This is a genomic window from Corynebacterium sp. HMSC065H09, from assembly GCF_001812845.1.
Classification (GTDB): domain Bacteria; phylum Actinomycetota; class Actinomycetes; order Mycobacteriales; family Mycobacteriaceae; genus Corynebacterium; species Corynebacterium jeikeium_D.
This window is the reverse complement of record NZ_KV810606.1, coordinates 1-25,793: the sequence shown is the minus strand read 5'-3', so window position 1 is coordinate 25,793 and position 25,793 is coordinate 1. Positions and strand designations below refer to the sequence as shown.

Below are 25,793 nucleotides of genomic sequence, written 5' to 3'. Positions count from 1 at the left end.
GGCTCGGCAGCCGCAGCCCGACCAAGAATTAATCCTGGTCGATGCCCTCGCGCTTCTTGAACTCCAGGCGACGGCGGTGCAGGATCGGCTCGGTGTAACCGGACGGCTGGTTCACACCGTCGAGGATGAGCTCCTTGGCAGCCTGGAAACCAATGGACTTGTCGAAGTCCGGAGCCATCGGCAGGTATGCCTCATCGCCCTCGTTCTGGCGGTCAACGACCTCGGCCATGCGCTCCAGCGAATCGATGATCTGCTCCTCGGTGACAACACCGTGCAGCAGCCAGTTAGCCAGAGTCTGGGAGGAAATACGCAGGGTAGCGCGGTCCTCCATCAGGTCAACATCGTTGATGTCCGGCACCTTGGAGCAGCCAACACCCTGCTCAACCCAGCGGATAACGTAGCCCAGGATGGACTGGCAGTTGTTATCCAGCTCGTTGGCCTTGTCCTCATCGGACCAGTCAGCGCCCGGCTCGCCAGCCTTAGCTGCCGCTACCGGGATGGTGAGCAGATCACCGAAGGTGTCGCGGCGACCGTCGGTAAGCAGCTTGTCCTGAACGCCGAAGACGTCAACCTCGTGGTAGTGGGTAGCGTGCAGGACACCACCGGTCGGGGACGGAACCCACGCGGTGGAAGCACCCTGCTTCGGCTGACCGATCTTCTGCTCCAGCAGCTCGGCCATCTGCTCGGTCATGGCCCACATGCCCTTACCAATCTGAGCCTTGCCCTGCAGGCCGTGTGCCAGACCGGAGTCGACGTTGTTGTCCTCGTAAGCCAGCATCCATGGAGCGGTCTTCTGGACAGCCTTGCGGAACATCGGACCAGCCTGGATGGAGGTGTGGATCTCATCACCAGTGCGGTCCATGAAGCCGGTGTTAATGAAGACGACACGCTCGGAAACAGCCTTGATGGCGGCGTCCAGGTTGACGGAGGTACGACGCTCCTCGTCCATCAGGCCGACCTTCAGGGTGTTGTGCGGAAGACCCAGCAGCTTCTCAACGTCTGCGAACAGCTCGTTGGTGAATGCAGCCTCATCCGGGCCGTGCTGCTTCGGCTTCACGATGTAGATCGAACCGGTACGGGAGTTCTTACGTGCGTTGTCCTGGTCCAGGCCCGGGATTGCACACACAGCGGTGACGACGGCATCCATGATGCCCTCGAAAATCTCCTCGCCGTCGCGGTCGAGGATGGCCGGGTTCTGCATCAGGTGGCCGACGTTACGGACCAGGTTCAGGGAACGACCGTGCAGGGTGACCTCGGAACCGTCAAGAGCGGTGTAGGTGCGGTCGTCGTTGATGGTACGGGACAGCTTCTTGCCGCCACGGGTGAACTCGACTGCGAGGTCACCGACGTTCAGGCCCAGCCAGTTGGTGTAACCCAGGGTCTTGTCTGCAGCGTCAACTGCGGCGACAGAGTCCTCGAGGTCCATGATGTTGGTGACAGCGGCTTCCAGGATGATGTCCTTGACGCCAGCCTTGTCGGTCTTGCCAACCGGGGACTCCGGGTCAATCAGCAGCTGGATGTGCAGACCGTTGTGCTTGAAGTAAATGGACTCCGGCGCGTCCTTATCACCGGTGTAGCCGACCAGGGTCTCCGGCTCGCGCAGACCGGAGGTAGCGCCACCTTCCAGGGTTGCCTGCAGGTGACCGTCGACGATGTCGTAAGAGGTGACGTCCGCGTGGGAACCGTCAACCAGCGGCAGAGCCTTGTCCAGGAAGTTACGACCCCATGCGATAACGCGGTCACCGCGGACCTTGTTGTAGCCCGGGGTGTCCTTCTCCGCACCGCCATCTTCAGGAATAGCGTTGGTGCCGTACAGCGCGTCGTAAAGCGAGCCCCAGCGTGCGTTCGCAGCGTTGATGGCGAAGCGGGCGTTGAGAACCGGCACAACCAGCTGCGGGCCAGCGGTGGAAGTGATCTCGGTGTCGACGTTAGCGGTAGTGACCTGGAAGTCACCCGGGTTGTCAACGAGGTAGCCAATTTCCTTCAGGAATGCGACGTACTCATCCTGATTCTGCTCGCCCGGGTGTTCCTTGTACCAAGCGTCGAGCTTTTCCTGCAGCTCATCGCGCTTGGCCAGCAGCTCGCGGTTGCGCGGAGTGTACTTAGCGACAATGTCACCGAAGCCGTTCCAGAACGCGTCCTTGTCCTCAATGCCGGCGGCGGGGAGTGCGGTGTCATTAACGAAGTCGTAAAGAACCTTCGCGACCTGCATTCCACCTGCCGAAATACGCTGTGCCATTGCTCTCCTCAAAACTATTGATTGCAATTTGCCCATCCAGCCATGGCCACGTCAGCGGCTCACACTGGATGCGTTGTTCCCCTACTGTATGTGATTCGGCGCACTTATGAACCGTCTTTTTCCATAACCGCCAACCGCCAGCCCGGTATAGCGCCGCTCACATTTGCCATTTCATTCGCTTTACGACGAGCACCCTGCGAACAGACCCCACCCCTCCCCAATGACCATTCGGGCATTCAATCCTGACGCCACAACCAGTCCTCCCCCACCCGCATTGACTGCAGCATCCCCGGCACTCTTTCCTCCAGCCACAGAACACCACACACAATGGGAAAGTGTCGCGCCTCACAGACATTTACTATTGCGACCTGCGTATCAACGGCCAGCGACCAATCACGTCGCTACAGTCTCCGCCTTCAAACCAGACCATAAAAGCGAGATGACAACCGAGACCCTGGCCACTACCCAGGGATGCTCCGGCGGGGTACTGACGGTGTAACGGCAGTGTATTTAGAAGCCCGTTTCTACCTTTGCGGCCGTAATTTCGGGGGTAGCGAAACACCCCCTAAACCCCAAACACTGTTAACGGCCAGCTTTGATAATTACCAAAATATAAATCACCCCAAAGCGGGGGGAACATTATTAGCGAGCCAGCCATAGGGAAATAACAGTACAAATGTACCGGCCGGTCACAGGCGAAAATTGTTAAAGCCAAGCTACACATCACAATGTTTGCAATCTTCACAAGTGTTATCCGTATTACATACTTGAATTCACATCGGAAGCTGCTTGACGAACGTAGCGCTATGCCCCAAAATGTGAGACATGGCACGCGGAAGCGGACATTGTTTTTGTTCGCGTGTTTGCGTGCAGGGGTACAGCATTTTGCTAGCGCCCCTGCATTCACGTGACACCGCGGTCACTATCGGGTCAGCCTGTAGATCGGTTCTGTCGGAATTGTTCTTAAGTCAGCACCCGGAGTTCAAAAAGCAAGCAAAAGGAAGTGACTCCGTTTATGTCTAACGTTGGTAAGGCACGTACCGTCGCCGAAATCCAGAAGGATTGGGACGAGAACCCGCGCTGGGAAGGTATCACCCGCGACTACACCGCTGAGCAGGTTGCTGAGCTCCAGGGCTCCGTCGTCGAGGAGAACACCCTCGCTCGCCGCGGCGCTGAGATCCTGTGGGAAGGCGTCAACGTTAAGGACGACTCCTACATCAACGCTCTGGGCGCACTGACCGGTAACATGGCCGTTCAGCAGGCTCGCGCTGGCCTGAAGGCTGTCTACCTCTCCGGTTGGCAGGTTGCTGGTGACGCTAACCTCTCCGGCCACACCTACCCGGACCAGTCCCTGTACCCGGCTAACTCCGTGCCGAACGTCGTTCGTCGCATCAACAACGCTCTGCTCCGCGCAGACGAGATCGCTCGCATCGAGGGCGACGACTCCGTCGACAACTGGCTGCTGCCGATCGTCGCTGACGGTGAGGCTGGCTTCGGTGGCGCTCTGAACGTCTACGAGCTGCAGAAGGCTATGATCAACGCTGGTGCCGCTGGTACCCACTGGGAGGACCAGCTCGCTTCTGAGAAGAAGTGTGGCCACCTGGGCGGCAAGGTCCTGATCCCGACCCAGCAGCACATCCGCACCCTGACCTCTGCTCGCCTGGCTGCTGACGTCTCCAACACCCCGACCGTCATCATCGCCCGCACCGACGCTGAGGCCGCTACCCTCATCACCTCCGATGTTGATGAGCGCGACCAGAAGTTCATCACCGGTGACCGCACCTCCGAGGGCTTCTACCACGTCCAGAACGGCCTGGAGCCGTGCATCGAGCGTGCAAAGTCCTACGCTCCGTACGCTGACATGATCTGGATGGAGACCGGTACTCCGGACCTCGAGCTGGCTAAGAAGTTCGCTGAGGGCGTCAAGGCTGAGTACCCGGACCAGCTCCTGGCTTACAACTGCTCCCCGTCCTTCAACTGGTCCGCTCACCTCGAGAAGGACGAGATCGCCAAGTTCCAGAACGAGCTGGGCAAGATGGGCTTCAAGTTCCAGTTCATCACCCTGGCTGGCTTCCACGCCCTGAACTACGGCATGTTCGACCTGGCTTACGGCTACGCTCGCGAGCAGATGTCCGCATTCGTCGACCTGCAGAACCGCGAGTTCGAGGCTGCCGAGAAGCGCGGCTTCACCGCTGTCAAGCACCAGCGCGAGGTTGGCGCTGGCTACTTCGACCGCATCGCCACCACCGTCGACCCGAACTCCTCCACCACCGCCCTGAAGGGCTCCACCGAGGAGGGTCAGTTCTAAGTCACTCGGCTTAGGGCTTAGGTCAAGGGCCTAACTTCAACACCCAGCGAGGGTTGCACTTGCAGCCCTCGCTGGGTGTTTTTGTGTGTTCATCGACATGTCGACTCCGGGCCGTCGTGAAGCGTGCCTGAGAACCTCAGCACCTACACACGCAAGCAAAGGTTGCAACGGTTCTCTACACAAGTTCAGCAAAGCCCGCGATATGCTGGGCAGTATGTCGAAAACCTATGTCGGATCCCGCCTCCGCCAGCTACGCCGCGAGCGCGACCTCAGCCAGGCTGCGCTCGCGCAGGCGTTGGGCCTCTCGGCTAGTTACGTCAACCAGATTGAGCACGACGTCCGCCCGCTGACTGTGCCCGTGCTGCTCCGCATCACGGACACATTCGGCGTTGACGCGACTTTCTTCTCCCGAGATGACGACTCCCGCCTCCTCGCTGAGGTCCAGGACGTGGTAATGGACAAGGAGATCGCTAAGTCTCCCATGGATCTGCAGGAGATCTCGGAAATGGTTCGCGACCACCCTGATATCGCCCGCATCATGGTGGACATTCACCGCCGCTACCGCAACGTCACGGACAAACTCTCTCTGGCCACCGAGGAGCGCAACTTCGGCAACAGCACCGACACCGCCTCCGGTTCACAGGCGCTGACCATGCCTCATGAGGAGGTCCGCGACTACTTCTACGCCCGCCAGAACTACATCGCTTCGGTCGACACCGCCGCTGAGGAGCTGGCCCGCGAGCTGCGCATCACCGACGAGACCACCGATGTGGTCTCTGTGCTGGCCGACAGGCTGTCCAACGACCATGGGATTCGGATTGCGCTGGAATCGTCGTTAGGCGATGTGCAGCACAGCCTTGATCGGCGGACGAAGACGCTCTACCTCGCGCGGCACCTCTCGCCGGGACAGCGGGCCTTCCGCATGGCCACGGAGCTGGGGTTTTTGGAGCAGGGCGAGACCATTTCCGAGGCCGTCGCGTCCGGGCATTTCATGTCGGAGGAGTCGCGGAAGCTGGCGCAGCGCGGAGTCGCGACGTATTACGCGGCGGCGCTGATTCTGCCGTATGAGTCGTTCCATGCGATGGCTGAGTCGAAGCGCTACGACATCGAGCTGTTGTCGCGCACTTACGGTGTCGGCTACGAGACCATCTGCCACCGATTGTCCACGATGCAACGCCCCAGCTTGCGCGGCATCCCGTGGACATTCGTGCGCGTCGACCGCGCGGGCAACATGTCCAAACGTCAATCCGCCACGGGCTTCCACTTCACGCATTCGGGCGGTACCTGCCCGCTGTGGAACGTCTACGAGACTTTCTCCTACCCCGGCAAAGTCATGCGGCAGGTCGCGCTCATGCCGGATGGTCGGCCGTACATGTGGATCTCGCGGACCGTGGAGCATCACGCGGCACGTTTCGGCAAGCCAGGTAAGGTTTTTGCCATCGGTTTGGGCTGCGAGGCCCGTCACGCTGAGCGCACCGTGTACGCCGATGGTCTCGATCTCGCGGACCTCGACGCCGCCACTCCAATCGGTGCCGGCTGCAGGGTCTGCTCCCGCGAGGCCTGTCCGCAGCGCGCGTTCCCGCCGATCCATCGCGATATCGACATCAACATGCACCGCTCCACCGTCTCGCCGTACTAGTTCGCTTTACGACGGGCGCAGGGCCGGCCTGTTTGCGGGGGGCTTGGTTCGCGCAGTATGCCCCCAAAAAAGAAGACCCCAAAAAAGAAAGTGCTTAAGTTTATGACACTTTCGCACCGATTTTCACGGTCAAACTGTCATAAACTTAAGCACTAACTCGTATCTGCCTGAGCCGGGACCAGCCCGGTGAGAGCCAGGACCAGCGAAAACTGGCCCCAGGCCAAAGCCACAACCTCTTACAGGTTGATCATCTTGCCCATAACGCCCTCAGCTGCTTCCTTCATAGCCTCGGACATGGTCGGGTGAATGTGGACGGCGCGGCCGATTTCCTCAGTGGTCAGCTCGTACTTCTCAGCCAGGACCAGCTGCGGCATGAGCTCGGAAACGTTGGCGCCCACCATGTGGCCACCCAGCAGCTCGCCGTATTCGGCATCTGCAATGAGCTTCACGAAACCAGCCGGCTCCGCCAGACCCTGGGCCTTACCGTTTGCAGAGAACGGGAAGGTGGAGACCTTAATCTCGCGGCCGTTCTCCTCTGCCCACTTCTTGGCCTGCGCCTCGGTCTTACCGAAGGAACCAACCTGCGGGTTACAGAAGGTTGCGCGCGGCATCATGTTGTAGTCCGGGATGGTCTCGGTCTCGTGACCCACCATGTGCTCAGCTGCGATAACGCCCTGTGCCTCAGCGACGTGTGCCAGCTGCAGCTTCATGGTGACGTCGCCGATGGCGTAGATGTTGTCGACGTTGGTGCGCATGTACTCGTCGATGACAATCTCGCCGCGCTCGCCCAGCTCAACACCGGCCTTGTCCAGGCCGATGCCCTCGGTGCGCGGTGCGAAGCCGATGGAGACCATAACGCGGTCGACGGTCAGAGTCTGCTCGTCGCCACCATCCTTGGCCTCGACCTTGACCTCAACCGAGTCACCATTGTCCACGATGGAGGTGGTCTTGTGCCCGGTCATGAGCTTGACGCCCAGCTTCTTGTATTCCTTGGCAATAACCTTGGAGACGTCTGCGTCCTCGTTCGGCAGAACGTTGTCCATGAACTCGACGATGGTGACATCCACGCCGTAGTTAGCCAAGACGTATGCGAACTCCATACCGATGGCGCCAGCACCGACGATAACCATGGAGTCCGGCAGCTCGTCGGAGAGAATCTGCTCTTCGTAGGAAACGATGTTGCCGCCGACCTCAACGCCCGGCAGGGAACGGACGACAGAGCCGGTTGCAATAATCGCCTTGTCGAAGGTAATTTCCTTGCCCTTGTCATCGCCATCAGTGATGGCCATGGAGGTCGGGCCGGTGAATTCACCGAAACCGTTGATTTCGGTGATCTTGTTCTTCTTCATCAGGAAATGAACGCCCTTGACGATGCCCGCGGACACCTTGCGCGAACGCGCGTGTGCGGCACCGAAGTCAAAGGAGACATCGCCGGAGATACCGAAGGTCTTAGCCTCATGGTTGAAAATGTGCGCCACCTCGGCGTTCTTCAACAGAGACTTGGATGGAATACAGCCAACGTTGAGGCAGACACCGCCCCAGTATTGCTTCTCCACCACAGCGGTCTTCAGACCCAGCTGGGATGCACGGATTGCTGCGACGTATCCGCCAGGACCGCCGCCGAGTACTACAAGATCAAAATGTTCAGCCACGTGCACAAGTCTACGCACGACTTGTCTTTACTTCACGCGCGAGTCCCGGTTTTACCTACTGCGGTCGGCTACGGTGGTGGGCATGGGCACCGACACGGACACCGACTTGGGCAACGATTTCTCCTTCCTCTCCACTGATCTTGTCCCCGATTGGCTGGACGATATCGACGGCTCCCAGGCGCTGGCGTGGGCTCGCGCGCAGTCGAAGGCCACCGTCGCAGGTGTCGATTCGCTTGCCGACGACACCAGCGACCGCACCAACCTGGAACAACGCATCCTGGCTGCGCTCAACACCGATGCCCGGATCGCATACCCGGTGCGGCGCGGCGAGTACCTCTATAACTTCTGGCGGGATGCCGAGCATCCGCGGGGCCTGTGGCGGCGCACCTCGTTGCAGAGCTATCTGGCTGGCCAGGAAGATCCGCAGGCGACCGAGTGGGAAACTCTCATCGACCTCGATGCGCTGGCGAAAGCCGAGGGAGAAAACTGGGTCTGGAAGGGCACGGTGTGCCGTTATCCGGAGTATGACCGCGCGTTGATTCTGCTCTCTCGCGGCGGGGCCGATGCCACTGTGGTGCGGGAGTTTGACCTCGTCAACTGCACTTTTGTGGAGGATGAGCCGTTCTACCTCCCGGAGGCGAAGTCCGATGTCTGTTGGTTGGGTCGTGACGAAATTCTCGTTGGCAGTGACTTTGGTCCGGGGTCACTGACGGATTCGGGCTACCCGCGGCAGGTGCGGAGGTGGCGGCGCGGCATGCCGTCGTCAAGCGCGGATGTGGTTTTCTCGGGCCACAGTGATGATGTGGCCGTGGGCGGCTGGTTCGACGCGACGGAGGGTTTTGAGCGGCTGTTTGTCGAGCGTGCGCATGATTTTTATAATTCGCAGCGGTTCGTGGCAGCGGAGCGTCCGGGCAAGTTGGCGGCGCAGCAGAATGGGGACTTTTCCCTGCAGATCCTGGAGGTACCGCAGGACTGCCGGACGAGTGTCCATAGGCAGTGGTTGGTGCTGATGCCGCGCACGGAGTTCAATGGCATTCCGGCTGGTGGCGTGGCCGTTGTGGAGCTCGATAAGTGGCTGGCGGGCTCGCGTGAGGTGGAGGTGATTTTCACCCCTGATGCGCACACCTCGTTCCAGCAACTGGCGTGGACGAAGAATTTCCTGGTGTTGACGCTGCTGGAGGATGTCGCGACGAAGTTGGTCGTCTTGCGGGAGGGCTCGTGGGAGCCGGTGGAGGCTTTCGGCGAGTTACCTGCGCAAGCCACTGTGAGCGTGATTGATACAGCCTCTGAACGCGACGATGAGATCTGGTTGGTTTCGACGTCGGCAACGCAGCCGGCAACCCTCTGGTACGGGCAGGTCGGCAGCCCGCTCACGGAAGTGCGGCGTGCTCCGGCGCTCTTCGACAGTGAGGGGATGGAGACGCGGCAGCACTGGGCGACTTCGGCCGATGGCACGCGGATTCCGTATCGCATCACCGGTCGCTTCGGCGCGGGGGCTGGTGCAAGTGCTGACGCAGGCGCTAGTGCAGAGACAACCACAGCCACACCCGCTCCGAACCCAGCCCCTACCCTCGTGCACGCCTACGGCGGTTTCGAGGTCTCACTGGTCCCGCAGTACTCGGCGATTCGTGGCCTGACCTGGCTCGAGCGGGGCGGGTACTTCGTGGAGGCCAACCTGCGTGGCGGTGGCGAATTCGGCCCGACCTGGCACTCCTCGGTGGTCAAGACTGAGCGGATGAGGGTCTATGAGGATCATCAGGCCGTGCTGCGCGACCTGGTTGAACGCGGCTACTGCACGCGCGAGCAGCTGGGCGTGCGCGGTGGTTCCAACGGCGGGCTGCTGACCGCTGTCTGCCTCACCTCCTACCCGGAGTTGGTGGGCGCAGTGGTGTCCCAGGTGCCACTGGCGGACATGATGCGCTATCACAAGCTGTCCGCGGGAGCCTCCTGGATGGCCGAATATGGAAACCCGGACGACCCCACCGAGCGGGCTGCGATTGCGCAGTATTCGCCGGTCCAGCGCGTCGTCAAGCGAGAGCAGCGCGCCTACCCACCAGCGTTGATTACGACGTCTACCAGGGACGACCGCGTCCACCCAGCGCATGCGCGGAGCCTGGCGTGGCTGCTGGAGGAAGCGGGACAGCCGGTGGACTATCACGAAAACACAGAGGGCGGGCACGCGGGCGCGGCGGATAATTCGCAGGTCGCGTTCGTCGAGGCACTCATATCTACGTGGCTGTGGAACAAGCTCAAGTAAGGTAACAGCCGTGAGTAGCGCTGATTTCACTAATCCTTATACCGGTATTGCGTTCAACCTGGGTTTCCGGGTGAACAAATACGAGCTGGACCTCGATTATCGGGTCGGGCCGAATCGTCTGAAGGCGACGGCGACTCTGCATATCGAAATCAATGCTTGGACCTCACACATCACGCTCGACTTTGCGGATGCGCTGGGGGTCGATTCGGTGGATGCGATTTCCGATTCGCAGGCACACTCAATCGATGTAAAGCGCTGGCGCCATTCGGGACGCAAGCTGCGCGTCACCTTTGACCGCGAGTTGGCTCCCGACGAGACGCTGCGGCTGATTGTGACTTACTCGGGCACGCCACGTCCGGTGCGCTCGAAGTGGGGCGAAATTGGCTGGGAGGAACTCGAAAACGGTGCACTCGTGGCATCGCAGCCGGTGGGCGCGGCGTCGTGGTACCCCTGCGATGACGATCCCGAGGTCAAGGCATTTTACGAGTTCACGATGGTCACCGACGCTCCCTACGAGGTCGTCGCACCAGGGCTTGCCGACGCTCCGGTGAACGTGGGCGGATCGCGCCGCCGCTGGCGGTTTGTCACCGAGGAGCCCATGGCCTCCTACTTGGCCACCATCAATGTCGGCCAGTTTAAGAAGGTCGAGCTGCCGTGCCAGACCTCGACCGTAGTGGCCTGGGTGCCCTCTGAGTTGGTGGCAAATGCCCGCCACGACTTCCGCGACCAGGGACGCATGCTCGATGAATTCGCCAAGCTCTTTGGCCCTTACCCCTTCCGTGCCTACCAGGTGGTCATTTGTGAAGACGACCTGGAGATCCCCATCGAGGCACAGGGTCTGTCCATCTTCGGAGCCAACCACGCCGACGGCAAGGACACGTGGAATCGACTGATTGCCCACGAGTTGTCGCACCAGTGGTTCGGCAACAGTGTCGGCATTTCGCAGTGGCGCGATATCTGGCTCAACGAGGGTTTTGCCTGCTATTCCGAGTGGGTGTGGTCCGAGGTCAGCGGCGGTGCCAGCGCGGATGTGCACGCCCGCAAGCACTACCTGGACCTGCTTGAAGATGATCAGGACATCGTCATCGCCAACCCAGGGCCCAAGCTGATGTTCGACGACCGTCTGTACAAGCGCGGCGCGCTGACTGTGCACGCTCTGCGTCTGCTGCTGGGCGACGAGGTGTTCTTCGACCTGGTGCACAAGTGGACCACCACCAACCGCCACAGTGTGGTCGATGCAGTGGACTTCCGCGCACTGGCCAACCGTGTATGCCGCGAGCGTGGCATCACCACCTCGCACCTGGATGTCATCTTTGACTCCTGGCTGTCACGCAGCTCCTTGCCGGACTTCCCCACTGATCCGACGCGCTCCCCTGCTGACCAGGGCATCGACGATAATGGTGCTCCAATCGTGGATGAGGAACTGGCCGCTCAGTTTGAAAAGCTCGGCTACTCGAAGGCCAAGGACTAGAGAGCTAGAGGCACGTCAATGTCCGGTTTCAAATGGTTGTCGCTGGCCACGATTGTCGCGGCGATAGGCAGCTTCGCGGTGCTGATTATCTCGGCCCGCGCACTTCCCAATGCGGTAAACCTGCAGTTCGTGGCGTTCTGGGGGCTTTTCTTCGCGCTCACGGGTGTTCTCGGCGGGCTGATGCAGGAGACCACGCGCGCAATCGGTGCTGCGGAATCGCGGGAGCGGGATCGAGAGCAGGGGCAGAGCCAGGAGCAGGAAGCCTCGGAAGCGGGTCAAACTCTCGGTGCTCGTCCCATCACAGTGTCCCTGGGCGTCGCCGCAGTTACTTTCGTCACCATGGCAGTGACGGGTCCGCTGTGGGCCCCACTGGTCGTGCAGGATGGCGCCGGCACTGCAATTCTGCTCATGGCTTTTGGTCTGGCGCTGTACTCTATGCAGGCAACCACCTCGGGTCTGCTCAGCGGCCGCCAACTGTGGGGCCCCTACGCCGCGCTAATCATGATTGACATTCTCGTGCGCGTGGCTCTGGCACTCATCGCCTGGTACTTCGGCTGGGGCCTGCTGGCCTGGCTGATTATCACGGTGTTCGGCACTGTCAGTTGGCTTATTCTCGCGCTGTTTTCCCCGGCAACCCGCTCGGTCATGTTCGCGCGTGCCGACGTCCCGGTGCGCCGCTTCATCACTCTCATGGTCACGGCCATGGGCGCATCCGGCGCATCTGCTGTGCTGGTCACAGGTTTTCCGACAATCGTCAAGATTGCCGGCGAAGCGGTCACCACTGGCGCAGGGATAGCCGAGTCGCTTACCCCGCCGCATGCCAACAACTTCACCGCAGCGGTGACCATTGCGGGTATCGCCTACGCCGTAACGCTGACCCGCGCTCCACTGCTCATGCCCTTAGAGAAGTTCCAAAACGCCATCATTGTGAGCTTTGTCCGGCATCGCTCCGAAGGCGTGCTGGCAGCGCTGGCCAAGCCGTTGGGAGCGCTGGCTGCTTTCGGCACCTTCGGGGCGGGCCTGGCATGGCTCATCGGCCCGTGGATTATGACTCTCATCCTGGACGATAGCTATCACGTGTCCGGGCCGGTGCTCGCAGCGCTGACGCTCGGTGCGACGTTGACCGCCATGTTGATGATTACCGGCTCGGTCACCTTGGCAGTGGAAAAGCACCATATGTATCTGATCGGTTGGTTGGCTGCGACCACGATCGCCGTTGCCATTCTTTTCCTCCCTGGGCACCTGTCGGTACGCACGGTCGCGGCTATCGCCGTAGGCTCTGCAGTAGGTGTTGTCATTCACCTGCTTGCGCTGCGCAAACTTTCCCCACGTGCTGCCAGGTCAGCCGTATCGGAGGCTTTTGCGGTGGAATAACACCACCCACATCCAATGCCGTCCCCCCCCCCCCAAAAAAAACCGTCCACATCCCCCTGCAACTCCCAAGGTTCGAGACTCACATGTCCACCATCACTAACCTCACGGTTCTCATGACCGTCTACCACCGCGTCGTCCCCGACCAGCTCGATGCTGCGCTGCAGTCGCTGTGGAACCAGACGCGTCCGGCCGCGCACGTCATTGTGGTCATCGATGGCCCGATCGGGCAGGAACTCGACCGGGTCGTCGTCAAGCATGAGCAGGCGCATTCGGAGATGACCGTGCTGCGTTGTGCGGAAAATGGCGGCTCGGGAGTGGCTTCGCAGGCGGGTCTTCAGTTGGTGGAAACGCCATGGGTGGCGCGGCTGGATGCGGACGATATTGCGCGTGCGGACCGCTTTGAAAAGCAGTGGGACGTGCTGACCGCTAATCCGGAGTTGGATGTGCTGGGCAGTGCAATGGCGGAGTTCGAGGGCACGCCGGACAACGTGGTGCGCGTGCGGACTCTGCCGCAGACGCACGCCGAGATTGCGCGTTATATCAAGATTAATTCACCCGTGAATAACCCCTCCTCGATGCTGCGAACGGCGAAGGTGCGTGAAGTCGGCGGCTATCGTGACATCCGTCTGATGGAGGACTACGACCTCTGGGTGCGCCTCATGGCCGCCGGCGCGAAATTTGAGAATCTGCCCGAGCCGCTGGTGTACTTCCGTGCCGACGGCATGTTCGAGCGGCGAACCTCGCGCGGCATCATCCGCGGTGAACGCCAGCTCCAGCGCACGCTGGTAGCTGAGGGGCTGATTTCCAGGCCGCGGGCGGTGTTTAACTTGGCGGTGCGGACACTTTTCCGACTTTTGCCAACTCAGCTCATGTCACGCGCATATCGACGATTGTTTGTGCGGTAGGCTTCGGAGCGATGACTGACAACATGGATTTCTCGGACACCTGGCTGATTGTGCCGTGCTACAACGAGGGCCAGGTTATTCGTGAGGTTCTCGAGCACGCTCGCGAGACCTTCCCCAACATTGTCGCGGTCAACGACGGCTCTTCGGATAACTCCAGCCTGGAGATCCACAGGGCCGGCGCTCACCTGGTCAACCACCCTGTCAATTTGGGTCAAGGGGCGGCTATCCAGACCGGCGTGGAATACGCTCGCGCGCAGGCTGGATCGAAGTACTTTGTCACCTTCGACGCCGATGGCCAGCACCAGGTCAAGGACGTCGTCGCTATGGTGCAGCGACTGCGCACCGAACCAATCGACATCATTGTGGGAACCCGTTTCGGCCGCCCTCGCGCCGAGGATGACCAGGTGCCGCTGATTAAGCGAATTGTCCTCAAGACGGTGGTCATGTTGTCACCACGCACGCGCCGGCTCGGGCTTACCGACGCCCACAACGGCCTACGCGCCTTCAACCGCACGGTGGCAGAGCAACTGAACCTGCGCATGAACGGCATGAGCCATGCCTCCGAATTTATCGAGGTCATGGACAGCACAGGTTGGCGTACCGCTGAGCAGCCGGTGGATATCCTCTACACGGAATACTCCATGTCCAAAGGGCAATCCTTGTTCAACGGTGTCAATATCCTTGCCGACTCCCTGATTTCGAAGAGGCTGCCATGACCGCATCCATCGTTCAAATTATTTTGCTGCTGGCGATGGTGGGCCTGGTGGCTTACTTCGTCGCTAACCGTCGTAAAGCGCGCGCCAAGGCGGGCGTGAAACTGGGATTCGTCGTTTTCGTCATCGCGTGCCTGTGGGCAATCGTGCGTCCCGACGATCTGACCGTGGTGGCCAACTGGATTGGTGTGAACCGAGGCACCGATTTGCTGCTCTACGTACTGGTGTTGGCGTTCGTGTTTACCACGGTGTCGTCCTACATCCGCTTCCGCGAACAGGAGCTGCGCTACGCACGACTGGCTCGTGCAGTGGCCTTGAAGACCGCTGTGCGTCCGGAAGAAGAAATTGTGATTTCGGGCAGCCAGAACAGCAGCCAAAAAGACAGCGCGACAAACGTCGAGAACAACGCTCCGTCCGACTAATCGGCACGCTAAGCGCATGTGAATCTGAGGCTGTGGTTCCATAGAAGCCATGAGCGAAGAAAATAAGAACAACATCGCCGCTGACAACAGCAGCGATTCGCAGCAGCCCTCGGCAGACGCAGCGCCGCAGGGGACACAGCAGGAACCCCAGCAGGCTTCTCAGCCGGTACCCACTGAGCAGGACTTGGAGTCCTGGTCTGCCGACAGTGATGGAAAAACCAAGTCGTGGTACTCGATTCCGAACGCCGCATGGGCGCTAGCTGTCGTAGCATTGATCGTTGTCGGCGCAGCGGGCTTCTTCGCTGGCTCGCGTTCGGCTAGCTTCAACGGCGTGAGCACCGTCAACATGGCGGGCGTTGCACCAGGCAAGGGGGAAATTGCGCCTGTACCTGGCCCGAATGGCTCTTTCGACGCCAGCATCTACGGCCCAAAGGCGGGAGCGCAGCTGAAGTCCCCGGAGGATATGGACAATGTCCACCGCCGCAATGAAAATGATCCTTTTGCTCTCGGTGCAGTGGATGCGCCGGTCGTAATCTCGATCTACTCGGACTTCGAATGCCCGTTCTGCGCGAAGTTCGCAAACGAAACCGAGTCTGCCCTCGTGGAAAAGTACGTCAATGAGGGACTGGTCCGCCTGGAGTGGAACGACATGGCCATCAATGGCGAGAAGGCCATCAAGGACGCTGAGGCCGGCCGTGCCGCGGCAGCTCAGGGCAAGTTCTGGGAGTTCTCCCGTGCGCTGTTTAAGAAGGCCGGCGAGAAGGGCCAGGGCCACCCGGAGTTCACTGAAAAGGAACTGATTGCCGTCGCTCGCGAGGCCGGTGTGCCGGACATGAAGCGCTTTGAAAAGGAACTTAAGGACGGCAAGTGGACCGAGGCGGTCGAGAAGGCCACCCAGTTCGGTTCCATGCTGGGCATTTCCGGTACTCCGGGCTTCCTCGTTGGTACTCAGTTCGTCTCAGGCGCACAGCCTCTTGACGTGTTCGAGGACAATATCGAGCTGGCTCTCATCCACGCTAAGCGCATGGAAGAAACTGGCAAGTAAGCTGCGCTGACTTGCTGCTAACTTATGCGGGCGAGTGCATGAAGCCGCCCGCTTAAGCTGCGCTAGCCCTGATTCCGGAAGTACTCCACAGTACGGGCAACGCCCTCCTGAATACTCATAGCCGGCTCCCAGCCGAGTACCTCACGCGCCCGCGTGGGATCCAACGCCGACCGCGCCACATCACCAGTGCGCGGCGGTGCAAACTCCGGGTTATCCTCGGCATCCGCAGCCTGCGCCACCAACGAGTGCAGCTGACGATCCGAAGTTTCGACACCGGTGCCAATGTTAAATCGCATTCCGCCACCGACCTCGCCGGATGCGCGGTAGAAAGCATCCACCACATCGTCGACATACACATAGTCGCGGGTATTTCCGCCGTCACCGAACACTTTGGTCGGCTCTCCCGCCAGCAATCGCTGGGCGAAAATAGCCACCACACCAGCCTCGCCGTGCGGATCCTGCCGCGGGCCGTACACATTCGCCGGCGCGATGTGCGAGCATTCGAGCCCGTAAAGATTGCGGAACATATTCAAGTACAGTTCGCCCGTCGCCTTTGAGGCGGCATAGGGGCTCATCGGATTGACCGGCACATTTTCCGTCACCGGAAGCTCCTCCGGCGTGCCGTAGATGGAACCGCCCGACGATGTAAACACAACCTTGCGGACACCGTGCTTTCGGGCCGCATCGGCAAGTTTGATTGTGCCAATGATGTTCAGCGTCGCATCTCGCACCGGGTCGGCCACGGAAATCCGCACATCAATCTGCGCTGCGAGGTGGAAAATAACCTCCGGGCCGCTTTGCTCGAGCAGCTCGTCCCAGTCCACCTCCAGCACATCGGCGGTTATGAACTCAAAATCGTCGTTAAGCGATGCCTGCTGGAGGTTTTCCAGCTTTCCGTGGGAGAGATCGTCCAACGCCGTGACCGCGTACCCTTCAGCCAGCAGCCGGTCAACTAGCGTCGAACCGATAAATCCGGCACCGCCCGTCACCAGCGCGCGCGGTTTCGCGCTTACCGACGATTCTGTCATCGCGGTGGCCGGTGATTCGTTCTTGTGCTTCTCCATAGGAAGAACTATAGGCGCTTAGTAAGGAAAACCGCTTATACGTGTACCAACCTCACATTGACGGGGTTGATTAATCTTCCGAGGAATGCGAGATTACTCAGCGCGCTGTGGCAGGTTGACAGTGGAATTGAAGAAAATAACCAAGCCCATCAGGATGGCGATGACCATACCGCCACCGAGCATGACCGGGTAGGTCATCCAGGAGATGGACTCGGAGAGCTTGGTCAGAATTGCTGGGAATGCGAAGCCGATGTAAGTCAGGCAGTAGAAGATACCGGTCAGCCCAGCCATGTCGCGCGGGCCGGCGATGCGCTGTACCTCGTTAAGGCCGGTAAACATGGCCAGGCCGTAGCCGGTGCCCAGCACCAGCGCTGCAATAAACGCCGTCACTGCGGTGGGGTTGGTGGACATCCATGCGGCCATTCCCATGCCGATAACCACAATGCCAATTGCGATCAGCGAACCGCGGGCGTTGTGTTCGGTCACAAAGCGTGGACCAATCTGCTGAATACCAAAACCACAGAGCAGCGCAAACAGTGTGACCATCGCGGAGTAGAACACTGGCTGGGAGACGTGGTCCTGAAGCAGAGAAGGAATGATTGCATAGGCAACACCGGCTGCACCGAAGACCCACGGCGCTCCCATCGCGGCGACGAGCAGGAAGCGACGGTTAGTTACCGAAGGGGTGTGTAGAGACTCCCAGACGCTTTCATGCGGAGCGTTGCTGCCGCCCAGGTGCGGCGACTGGCGGGTCTCCGGCACAGCCACAAGACCGAAGATTGTCGGGATAGAAATCAGGATGTGGATGATATAAGCCAACTGCCCCGGCAGCGGTGCGAACTGCGCCAACGTGCCGGCAATACCCGCACCCAGGCCAAAGCCCAAGGTCAACGCCATGGACTGACGCTTCGCGCCCGAGGTGGAAGTGGCCTTGGGGTCAAAGCGTGGATCGGAAAGCTCCTTTACCCACGAGCCGCCCACGGCCATGACAATGCCGACTGCCAAGCCCGAGATAAAACGACCAGTGAGGATGAGCGGGGCGATGGTCTCGCCCAGCGCGATGAGAGTCGAGCCCAGAATCGAGAGCACCGGCGCGGCGAGCATCACCGGCTTACGGCCGATACGGTCCGAGATTGGGCCAGAAATCAGCAGTGCCGGCGCGATGCCGAGAGCGTAGACCAGCAATAGAAGGTCAATGAACACCGGCGCCAGGTCAGCGTTTTCGCGGTACATCACCATCAGCGGTGTGAATTCATTGCCACCCCACGCGACGGCGAAAACTGCAATTGCGGCGAGCAGCCACAACGGCGTGCCTTTATTGGATTTGGCCCTGCCGTGAGGTACCTCATTTTCATTGCCGTTAGTTCCTGCGTGAGAAGACATGTCGTTTACTTTACGACGGTCCCCAGCGCCTTACGCACAATGGTGCAGATTTTAAGCCACCGGAGCTAACCACAAGAGGTGTGCCGAGATAGTTGAGCAGGCGGGGCGGGGCAACTGAGTCGGTTAGTGCTGTGGCGACTAGTGGAGTGGTGGCTAATGCGGTGGCGTGCCCAGTTTGGTCACCTCGGGTTGGTCTCGGCACAAATGCCCCTGAAACCTGGGGCTCACACCCCCGTCTCGGGGTGGCATGTTGCCGACCTTGCATCCCTGCCCCATCCGGGGGCAATGACCTTTTCGACACTACATCGTTATTGTTCCGTTACTTCTTTCGTATCTTGCGCCACTTTCGCCGCACTATTCACACAACTTCTGATTATATAATTACAAATTAGTTCAATGTGGGGGTAGCCGAACAGCCATAAAACGCAGATTTCCCCTATTTAAGACAGTCTCACGCACAAACGGCCATCAGCTCGCGCACATCAGGCCGGAAACGGCCCGTCGTTAAGCAGCATCCATTCCACACCCTTTACATACCCCCAATTCCACCTTTTTCAGACATCTAGAAAATGAATTCGGTCACAAACAAAGGAAATCTACCGCCATTCACCAACCCCCATTACCCCCGTTGCCTACTTTTTGTCGTCGCTCGCTGAAGTTCAAACGCTGGTCGCTACCGGTCTGGCTGTGTAAGAATTCGACACCGTCAAACAATCTGTCCATTCCCCAAACGCTGGCTGAGAAAAACCTGGGGCGATTTCTGCACGACCGCTGAAATCACCAAGGTCCTCGATGGCCGTGCGGACGGGTATGTAAAGAAAGTCTTGTTGTTTTATGACTACTTCGATCATCGCGAATGATCCCAAGCAGCGCCGCAAGGTGCTCACGGGAACTCTCGTGGGTACGACCATCGAGTTTTATGACTTCCTGATTTACGCTCAGGCCGCAGCTATCGTGCTCGCTCCGCACTTCATCGAGCCGGCTGCGAAGTCGAACCCACAGGTCGCTCAGGTGCTCGCCTGGGCAACCCTGGGTATTTCCTTCCTCTTCCGCCCGCTTGGCGCTATCGTCGCCGGCCATATCGGTGACCGCTACGGCCGCAAGATGATTCTGGTCTTCACCCTCATCGGCATGGGTGCGGCTACTTTCTGCATCGGCCTGCTACCGACCTATGAATCAATCGGCATCGCCGCACCTATCCTGCTGGTTCTCCTCCGTGTTTTCCAGGGTATTTCCGCTGGCGGTGAATGGGGCGGTGCAGCCCTGATGTCCGTGGAGTACGCACCGAAGGAAAAGCGCGGTCTCTACGGCGCATTCCCGCAGGCCGGTGTTCCGCTGGGTCTGACCCTCGCGACCGGCACCATGCTGATTGTTATGGCAATCGTCGGCGAGGAAGCCTACATGGACTGGGGCTGGCGTGTGCCGTTCCTGCTGTCCTTCATCTTGGTTCTGATCGGTTACATGATTCGCCGTTCCGTTGACGAGTCCCCGGTCTTCCAGGCTATGCAGACTGAGTCTGCCGAGCGTTCTGCTCCGCTGCCGGAGCTCTTCCGCAACCACTGGGGCAAGGTCATCCAGGGTGCTCTGATCTTCGCTGCTCAGCAGGCTACCGGTTACCTCGTGATCGCATTCTTCGGCGCTTACGCACAGAAGACACTGGGCTACCCCGCAACCGTCGCATGGACCGGTACTCTCGTCGCTGGTATTTGCTGGACCATCTTCATGTTCATCGCCGGTGCTTGGTCCGACCGCATCGGCCGCGCTAAGACCTTCATCATCGGCTACGTCGTGATTATGATTTGGGAGGCCGTCATGTGGAGCATCCTGGACCAGGGTCCGTTCCTGTACATCATGACCGTCGCAGTTCTCACCCTGCCACTGGCCCTGACCTTCGGCCCGCAGCCAGCCATGTACTCCGAGATGTTCCCGGCTGAGGTCCGCTACTCGGGCGCTTCCATCGCTTACGCCATCGGCGCCGTCCTCGGTGGCGCATTCGCTCCGATGATTGCCCAGATGATCATGGACGCCACCGGCAACCCGTTCTACATCTCCGTCTACCTGATGGCCATGGCTATCCCGGCACTGATTGCCCTGTTCCTGCTGCCGAAGGGTCTCGAAGACCGAGACCTGATCGAGCACCCGGAAACTAACCTCGACGAAGTTAAGTCGCGCGTCTAGTTCCCACAGCTAAGGGATCTGCCCCACCGAGGGTCTGATTACGCAAGCCGTCGTCAAGCATTGCACAACGCAGCATTTGCTTGACGACGGCTTTTGCGTTTCCACCTTCTTTTTCTCCCGATAACCCGCTTTCTCTTTCCTCGGTCCCGATTTCCTCATGAGTTTCTCAGTCGAAAGCGACTGACAAGCCCCAGATATCCCATTAACGTTGGGTTATGGCACAGAATTCTTCCAGCTCCACGCGAATCCCCCGCCGGCGCTCGACCGACGCTCCGAAGACACTCCCCTCCCGTCCGGAACCGGAAGTGGCACGCGCACTGCAAAAGGTCCTGGACGGCTATTTCCCCGAGGCGCGCGCTGATGTCCGCGCCCTTTTAGAAGACCCCACCCTGCGGCCCACCTCTGGGCTGACCGTGGAGGAGGCCAGGCAGCACACCACCGAGGCGTTGTCCAAGGTGCTTAAGACCGGCATGCCCTATGGTGCTTTCCGCACTGACCAGGGAGGCACAGGAGATACCGGCGGGACACTCTCCGGGATTGAAATGCTCGGCCACACCGACTTGTCGTTGATGGTGAAGTCCGGAGTGCAGTGGGGCCTTTTCGGCGGCGCTGTCAGCAATCTGGGGACTGAGCGTCACAGCGAGTTGGTGCGTGACCTCATTGAGCTGCGGGCTCTCGGCTGCTTTGCGATGACCGAACGCGGCCACGGCTCGGACGTGCAATCACTCGAAACCACGGCACATTACGACCCCGAGACGGAAGAATTCATCCTCAATTCGCCGACAGCTTCCTCTGAGAAATGGTTTTTGGGCAACGCCGCGCGCGATGGGCGCTGGGCTGCGGTTTTTTGCCAGCTCTACACACCAGGACAAGAAGAATCCCATGGTGTGCACTGCATTGTTGCCCGGATCCGCAATGATGACGGTTCGCCTGTCGACGGGGTTGCGATTGGCGACCACGGCACCAAAGGTGGCCTCTTGGGCGTGGACAACGGCACTCTCATGTTCGACCATTACCGCGTGCCGCGGGAGAACCTGCTTAACCGTTTCGCAGATGTCTCGGCCGCTGGCGAGTACAGCAGCGATATTGGCAGCCCCAATGCACGGTTTTTCACGATGCTCGGTGCCCTCGTGCGCGGCCGCGTGACAGTCGGTGCGGCCGCTGGTGCGGCAACCCGCACCGCACTGACCATCGGCACCAAGTACGCACACTTGCGGCGCCAATTTGCTCCCGACGATTCGCTGCCGGAAAAGAAACTCATTGAGCACCGCCAGCACCGAATCCGACTACTCCCCCGCATTGCGCGTTCGTACGGTCTGCAATTTGCCACCAACCTGCTGATCAAGCGGATTCACGACCTCGAAGCGGAAGGGCTGGACCGTGCGAATCTAACCCCGGAGCAGGCTCGCGATCTACGTGAAGCGGAGGCACATGCCGCCGCATTGAAGGTCGCCAACACCGCGCATGCCACCGATGCCATCCAGGAGATGCGTGAGGCCACCGGTGGAGCTGGCTACATGGCGGAGAACCTGTTGACCATTCTCAAAGAGGACTCTGACGTATTCACTACCTTTGAGGGCGACAACGTGGTGATGTTGCAGCTGGTCACCAAGGAACTTTTGGGTGGTTTTGCCCGGGAGGTACAGAGTTTTTCCAACCTGGAAATGGTGCGCTTCGGCCTCGACAATTTCAGTGGCATTTTGCGCCGTCGCACCGGTGCGGACGCCGTCGTTCAGAACCTCTTGGATGCGCTGACTGACGCTGATGAGTCCTCGCTCTTTGACCCCGCCAGCCAGATGCAATTGCTCATCGAGCGCGAGAATCGACTTCTCAAGTCCCTTGCTCGCAGGCTGCGCCCGGCGCGGAAACTGCCTGTGGAAAAGGCCGCGAAGCTGGTGGACAAGGTCCAGGACCACATGATTTCCTGCGCGTGGGCGCATATCGATCGCATGATTTTGGAAGCGTTCTTTGAAGCTGAATCCACACTCACAGATGAGCGCTCTCAAGAGGTGCTCGAGCAGGTTCGCGATGTGTTCTTCCTGTCGGTGGTCTGCGATAACGCCGGCTGGTTCTTGGAGCAGTCACTGCTCACCGGTACTCGCACCAAGGGCGCGCGGGCGGGCTTGGCCGATCTTGTTGATTCCCTTGGCCCCTGGTCTGAGGTGCTTGTCGACGCCTTCGGTGTCCCCAGCACCATGCTGGATATCCCCATGATGGAGCCTTACGACGCGATGACACCGAAAGCTAAGGCAAACCCGGCTAGTTAGCGTGTTGGCCGGTTGGCTGCTGTGGCGGTGACTGGTGTGAGGTAGCTACGGCCTGGATGCGCAGGTTGGCTACTGCGCCAAGAAACCTTCCAACCCAGCCACAGTGGCCTCTGCCAAGCGCTGACGGCCTTCGTTGGAGGTCAAGAGGGCAATGTCGCTGCTATCACGCATGTTGCCGTATTCGACCAGTGCCTTTGGTTTCGTCGATAGGTTGAGTCCGGTGAGGTCAGCGCGCGGATTCAGCCCCTGGCTACCGAGGTAGTTGGATGGAGCAAAACCGGCTGCGACAAAAGCATCGCGCAGCGCGGTTGCCAGCGCGGTAGATCCCTGCTCGTCATTATTGGCGAGCGGCTGCGAAATCGCAGACACATGGAATCCGCGGTTGCCCTCTCCAGCACCATCTGCGTGAAGGCTCACCACGGCATCGGCGTTGGAGGCATTTTCCTTCTCTGCACGGGCATCGATGCAATCTGCACGACCGGTGTCATCGACGCGGCTGAGCAGCACCTGAGCACCGCGCTGTTCGAGCAGCTGCTTAATTTCCTGCGCCATCAGCCAATTGAACTCATGCTCCGGGAAGCCGTCATTGGAAGCGGTACCGGAGGTATTACATGGCTTCTGGCCACCGCGGCCGTCAGTGACCATCATGTCCGCTGGTGGTGGGGTGCCGGCGTGTCCCGGGTCGAGGTAGATGACCTTGCCGGCTACAGCGCTGGAGCCGTCGGCACGCGAAGTAGCGCGATTAGCTTGCTGTTGTTGTGCATCGCCAGAAGCGACTGCGTCGGGGTTAGCAGAATCAGACATTGCAGACTCCTCATTCGGCGGAGTGGGGTTCGGCATCTGCATAGCCTCTTCTTCAGCTGCCAACGACGTTTGCGTTTCTGTCGACGCAGCTTGCTGAGCGCTTCCTGCTTTGGAAGCCTCCGTGTCGATGGTGCAAGCTACAAGACCGGCTGGCAAAATTGCCGCAGCCACCAAAGCCACAGCTAGTCGTCTTGCTGATCGCTGCACTGCTAGTCCCTGGTGTCCGGGCTGCCGCATAGTGCGTTCTCCTAGTTTCCGCGTACCTGCTATGTGCTGAGTAACAGTAGCAAACACTCGATTGAGAGTCGCCGGCTCCGAGATTTCCTCCCCCTTCGTTTCGGGGAATCACCGCACGTCGGGACGTGTGCAGGATTTTTCAGGACTTATCACCGAGGGGTTTAGTGATTCCCCTTCGCCTGTGCTGCCAAACCCGTAAGCATTAAGTCCACAAGCTTTTCTTGCACACCGGGAAAGTACTGCTCGACCGCTGCAGAGTTAGGAAGGGGACGCGACACCACAGCGAGCCCAAGGTGGAAATCAAGCGGTGCAACGTCCTCCGGGCATAGCCCAGCTGCTTTTGCCTTATCCAGCAGTCGCGTATAGCTCTGACGCAACTCCGTCATTCGCTTTTCGATAATGCCATCAATCTTTTTCGCCTCGCTCCCCAAACTGGTATTGAGATCGCTGAATAATGCCTGGGCAAGTGCCGCAACACTTAATTTCGCGATCGCGTGGACTGCTTCGTGCCAAGCGCCGTCCGGATCGTCGTCAAACTGAGCTACGGCTGCCTCAGTAACCCTGTCGATATCAGCTGCAACACGAGCACTGACTGCGCCGAGAAGCTCAATCCTGCTGGGAAAGTGCCTGCTTGCCGTAGCTAAACCGACACCGGCCTCCCTGGCAATCGCACGCATGGATACACCGGCTCCTTGCTCTATCAAGAGTTTTCGCGCTGCTTCCACGATGGCATCACTGTTCATCACTGCATCTTGTCTCACACTCGCATCCTAACAAACGGAACACTATGCTCCACTTTGTAAGTGAAACACTCTGCTCCAGTTAGGAGATAGGCCATGTCAACAGCTACGACTGAGACGAAAAAAGCCTCACCCGCCCCCAAAGCAGTAGCCGTGATCTTCGGTATTCCGCTCGTCATCGGGCTCATGCTCTTCGCGTTCCTGGCACCGACATTTGCCTCCGGCCCGAACGATGTCCCCATTGCGCTGACTGCCCCCGCCCCAATATCCGAACAAATCACCCAAGCCATCGAACACAAAGCTGGCGACGATGCTCCTGATATCCAGGTGATGGACACCCCTGACGCCGTACGCGAGTCAATCCTCAATCGCGAAACTGTTGGCGGCATCGTCATCTCCCCGACGGGCGCTACCGCCTACACCGCTTCAGGCAACGGCGCACCTTACTCGCAGCTTATCGACGGCATTGCGACGACCCTCGAGTCTCAAAACATCCCTGTAGAGCGGGAGGATTTGGCTCCAACCACACAGGATGACCCACAAGCTTCCGGTGTCGCGCTCCTCGGCTTGCCGCTGGCTTTCGGCGGTATCATCTCGGCAGTTATAGCCACCTTCCTCTTCCGAGGTAAGAAGTGGACGAAATTGGGTGTCCTCGCTGGCATCGCAGTCTTCGGAGCCCTCGTGGCAACGTGGATGCTCCACTCTGTCTACGGCACGCTTTCGGGCAGCTTCGGCATGGAATGGCTGGCTATTTCTCTGGGAATCCTGGCTACCTCAATGCTTACCGCCGGGCTTGCGGCCATTATTGGCACTCCCGGTGTGGGCATCGGCGCCATTTTGACGATTTTCTTGGCGAACCCGCTCTCTGGACTGTCCACCGGCCCCTGGCTGCTTCCGGCCGGTTGGTCCACCCTTGGCCAGTGGATGCCCATTGGGGCGACTGGCTACCTAGTCAGGTCACTGTCATTTTTCGATGGCAACGGTGCTGGGGCAGCGTGGTGGGTTCTCATCGTCTGGGTTGCCGCTGGATTTGCTCTACTCATGTTTGATCGTTCCAAAAAATAGGGTTAAGTAAAGAAAAGTGTGTCCGCATGC

Annotated in this window: 18 protein-coding genes; 12 read left to right on the top strand and 6 right to left on the bottom strand. The window is 59.6% G+C overall.

Annotation, left to right across the window (positions count from 1 at the left end):
* Positions 1 to 28: 28 nt before the first annotated feature.
* Complete coding sequence (locus tag HMPREF2878_RS09960) at positions 29 to 2,239, bottom strand: malate synthase G (protein ID WP_048732321.1); 2,211 nt, start codon at positions 2,237 to 2,239, stop codon at positions 29 to 31.
* Positions 2,240 to 3,254: 1,015 nt separating this feature from the next.
* Between HMPREF2878_RS09960 and aceA the strand changes: the two genes are divergently transcribed.
* Together aceA and ramB are read left to right on the top strand one after the other, a co-directional pair.
* A complete protein-coding gene (gene aceA, locus HMPREF2878_RS09955) occupies positions 3,255 to 4,547 on the top strand; it encodes an isocitrate lyase (protein WP_070606815.1) in 1,293 nt (430 codons plus the stop codon).
* Positions 4,548 to 4,761: 214 nt separating this feature from the next.
* The gene (gene ramB / locus HMPREF2878_RS09950) at positions 4,762 to 6,186 is read left to right on the top strand and encodes an acetate metabolism transcriptional regulator RamB (RefSeq protein WP_038629316.1); all 1,425 of its coding nucleotides are present in this window, start codon (positions 4,762 to 4,764) and stop codon (positions 6,184 to 6,186) included.
* Between the two features lie 236 nt (positions 6,187 to 6,422).
* On the opposite strand, the gene lpdA is transcribed toward ramB, so the two are convergent.
* Positions 6,423 to 7,838 carry a dihydrolipoyl dehydrogenase gene (lpdA, locus tag HMPREF2878_RS09945; RefSeq protein WP_070546388.1) on the bottom strand — a complete coding sequence of 472 codons (1,416 nt, stop codon included), beginning with the start codon at positions 7,836 to 7,838 and terminating at the stop codon, positions 6,423 to 6,425.
* 82 nt (positions 7,839 to 7,920) lie between these two features.
* Here lpdA and HMPREF2878_RS09940 point away from each other — a divergent pair, with 82 nt between their 5' ends.
* From HMPREF2878_RS09940 to HMPREF2878_RS09910, 7 genes are all read left to right on the top strand, one after another.
* Positions 7,921 to 10,095: a prolyl oligopeptidase family serine peptidase gene (locus tag HMPREF2878_RS09940; RefSeq protein ID WP_083310851.1), complete on the top strand. Its 2,175-nt coding sequence runs from the start codon at positions 7,921 to 7,923 to the stop codon at positions 10,093 to 10,095.
* Positions 10,096 to 10,105: 10 nt separating this feature from the next.
* Positions 10,106 to 11,566: a M1 family metallopeptidase gene (locus HMPREF2878_RS09935; RefSeq protein WP_016421956.1), complete on the top strand. Its 1,461-nt coding sequence runs from the start codon at positions 10,106 to 10,108 to the stop codon at positions 11,564 to 11,566.
* Positions 11,567 to 11,584: 18 nt separating this feature from the next.
* The gene (locus HMPREF2878_RS09930) at positions 11,585 to 12,940 is read left to right on the top strand and encodes a lipopolysaccharide biosynthesis protein (protein ID WP_070549778.1); all 1,356 of its coding nucleotides are present in this window, start codon (positions 11,585 to 11,587) and stop codon (positions 12,938 to 12,940) included.
* Between the two features lie 83 nt (positions 12,941 to 13,023).
* Positions 13,024 to 13,845, top strand: coding sequence for a glycosyltransferase (locus HMPREF2878_RS09925; RefSeq protein ID WP_049192969.1), 822 nt, complete (start codon positions 13,024 to 13,026; stop codon positions 13,843 to 13,845).
* Between the two features lie 11 nt (positions 13,846 to 13,856).
* On the top strand, positions 13,857 to 14,561 hold the full coding sequence (locus tag HMPREF2878_RS09920; RefSeq protein WP_246821962.1) for a glycosyltransferase family 2 protein: 705 nt from the start codon (positions 13,857 to 13,859) through the stop codon (positions 14,559 to 14,561).
* Positions 14,558 to 14,980, top strand: a complete 423-nt coding sequence (locus HMPREF2878_RS09915; RefSeq protein WP_038627495.1) for a DUF2304 domain-containing protein — start codon at positions 14,558 to 14,560, stop codon at positions 14,978 to 14,980. Before HMPREF2878_RS09920 ends, HMPREF2878_RS09915 begins: the two co-directional genes overlap by 4 nt.
* 49 nt (positions 14,981 to 15,029) lie before the next feature.
* A complete protein-coding gene (locus tag HMPREF2878_RS09910) occupies positions 15,030 to 16,025 on the top strand; it encodes a DsbA family protein (RefSeq protein ID WP_070653438.1) in 996 nt (331 codons plus the stop codon).
* A gap of 62 nt (positions 16,026 to 16,087) precedes the next feature.
* On the opposite strand, the gene HMPREF2878_RS09905 is transcribed toward HMPREF2878_RS09910, so the two are convergent.
* Together HMPREF2878_RS09905 and HMPREF2878_RS09900 are read right to left on the bottom strand one after the other, a co-directional pair.
* Entirely contained in the window at positions 16,088 to 17,053 is a 966-nt protein-coding gene (locus tag HMPREF2878_RS09905; RefSeq protein WP_070653473.1) for a GDP-mannose 4,6-dehydratase, read from the bottom strand.
* A 129-nt stretch (positions 17,054 to 17,182) separates the two neighbouring features.
* Entirely contained in the window at positions 17,183 to 18,472 is a 1,290-nt protein-coding gene (locus tag HMPREF2878_RS09900) for an MFS transporter (RefSeq protein WP_069359068.1), read from the bottom strand.
* 834 nt (positions 18,473 to 19,306) lie between these two features.
* Here HMPREF2878_RS09900 and HMPREF2878_RS09895 point away from each other — a divergent pair.
* Both HMPREF2878_RS09895 and HMPREF2878_RS09890 read left to right on the top strand, forming a co-directional pair.
* Complete coding sequence (locus HMPREF2878_RS09895) at positions 19,307 to 20,650, top strand: MFS transporter (protein WP_070653437.1); 1,344 nt, start codon at positions 19,307 to 19,309, stop codon at positions 20,648 to 20,650.
* A 215-nt stretch (positions 20,651 to 20,865) separates the two neighbouring features.
* Entirely contained in the window at positions 20,866 to 22,917 is a 2,052-nt protein-coding gene (locus HMPREF2878_RS09890; RefSeq protein ID WP_016421947.1) for an acyl-CoA dehydrogenase family protein, read from the top strand.
* A gap of 69 nt (positions 22,918 to 22,986) precedes the next feature.
* Here HMPREF2878_RS09890 and HMPREF2878_RS09885 read toward each other — a convergent pair whose 3' ends face one another.
* Positions 22,987 to 23,958: an N-acetylmuramoyl-L-alanine amidase gene (locus HMPREF2878_RS09885; protein WP_016421946.1), complete on the bottom strand. Its 972-nt coding sequence runs from the start codon at positions 23,956 to 23,958 to the stop codon at positions 22,987 to 22,989.
* A gap of 161 nt (positions 23,959 to 24,119) precedes the next feature.
* Positions 24,120 to 24,701, bottom strand: coding sequence for a TetR/AcrR family transcriptional regulator (locus HMPREF2878_RS09880; RefSeq protein ID WP_042388357.1), 582 nt, complete (start codon positions 24,699 to 24,701; stop codon positions 24,120 to 24,122).
* A 93-nt stretch (positions 24,702 to 24,794) separates the two neighbouring features.
* On the opposite strand from HMPREF2878_RS09880, the gene HMPREF2878_RS09875 reads away from it, so the two are divergent.
* On the top strand, positions 24,795 to 25,763 hold the full coding sequence (locus tag HMPREF2878_RS09875) for an ABC transporter permease (protein ID WP_016421944.1): 969 nt from the start codon (positions 24,795 to 24,797) through the stop codon (positions 25,761 to 25,763).
* Positions 25,764 to 25,793 lie beyond the last annotated feature (30 nt).

Excerpts from the sequence above, each read along its gene's own strand:
- HMPREF2878_RS09960 (WP_048732321.1), bottom strand. The coding sequence starts at position 2,239 with ATGGCACAGCGTATTTCGGCAGGTGGAATGCAGGTCGCGAAGGTTCTT.
- aceA (WP_070606815.1), top strand. The coding sequence starts at position 3,255 with ATGTCTAACGTTGGTAAGGCACGTACCGTCGCCGAAATCCAGAAGGAT.
- ramB (WP_038629316.1), top strand. The coding sequence starts at position 4,762 with ATGTCGAAAACCTATGTCGGATCCCGCCTCCGCCAGCTACGCCGCGAG.
- HMPREF2878_RS09940 (WP_083310851.1), top strand. The coding sequence starts at position 7,921 with ATGGGCACCGACACGGACACCGACTTGGGCAACGATTTCTCCTTCCTC.
- HMPREF2878_RS09930 (WP_070549778.1), top strand. The coding sequence starts at position 11,585 with ATGTCCGGTTTCAAATGGTTGTCGCTGGCCACGATTGTCGCGGCGATA.
- HMPREF2878_RS09925 (WP_049192969.1), top strand. The coding sequence starts at position 13,024 with ATGTCCACCATCACTAACCTCACGGTTCTCATGACCGTCTACCACCGC.
- HMPREF2878_RS09920 (WP_246821962.1), top strand. The coding sequence starts at position 13,857 with ATGACTGACAACATGGATTTCTCGGACACCTGGCTGATTGTGCCGTGC.
- HMPREF2878_RS09915 (WP_038627495.1), top strand. The coding sequence starts at position 14,558 with ATGACCGCATCCATCGTTCAAATTATTTTGCTGCTGGCGATGGTGGGC.
- HMPREF2878_RS09910 (WP_070653438.1), top strand. The coding sequence starts at position 15,030 with ATGAGCGAAGAAAATAAGAACAACATCGCCGCTGACAACAGCAGCGAT.
- HMPREF2878_RS09905 (WP_070653473.1), bottom strand. The coding sequence starts at position 17,053 with ATGACAGAATCGTCGGTAAGCGCGAAACCGCGCGCGCTGGTGACGGGC.
- HMPREF2878_RS09900 (WP_069359068.1), bottom strand. The coding sequence starts at position 18,472 with ATGTCTTCTCACGCAGGAACTAACGGCAATGAAAATGAGGTACCTCAC.
- HMPREF2878_RS09895 (WP_070653437.1), top strand. The coding sequence starts at position 19,307 with ATGACTACTTCGATCATCGCGAATGATCCCAAGCAGCGCCGCAAGGTG.
- HMPREF2878_RS09890 (WP_016421947.1), top strand. The coding sequence starts at position 20,866 with ATGGCACAGAATTCTTCCAGCTCCACGCGAATCCCCCGCCGGCGCTCG.
- HMPREF2878_RS09885 (WP_016421946.1), bottom strand. The coding sequence starts at position 23,958 with ATGCGGCAGCCCGGACACCAGGGACTAGCAGTGCAGCGATCAGCAAGA.
- HMPREF2878_RS09880 (WP_042388357.1), bottom strand. The coding sequence starts at position 24,701 with ATGAACAGTGATGCCATCGTGGAAGCAGCGCGAAAACTCTTGATAGAG.
- HMPREF2878_RS09875 (WP_016421944.1), top strand. The coding sequence starts at position 24,795 with ATGTCAACAGCTACGACTGAGACGAAAAAAGCCTCACCCGCCCCCAAA.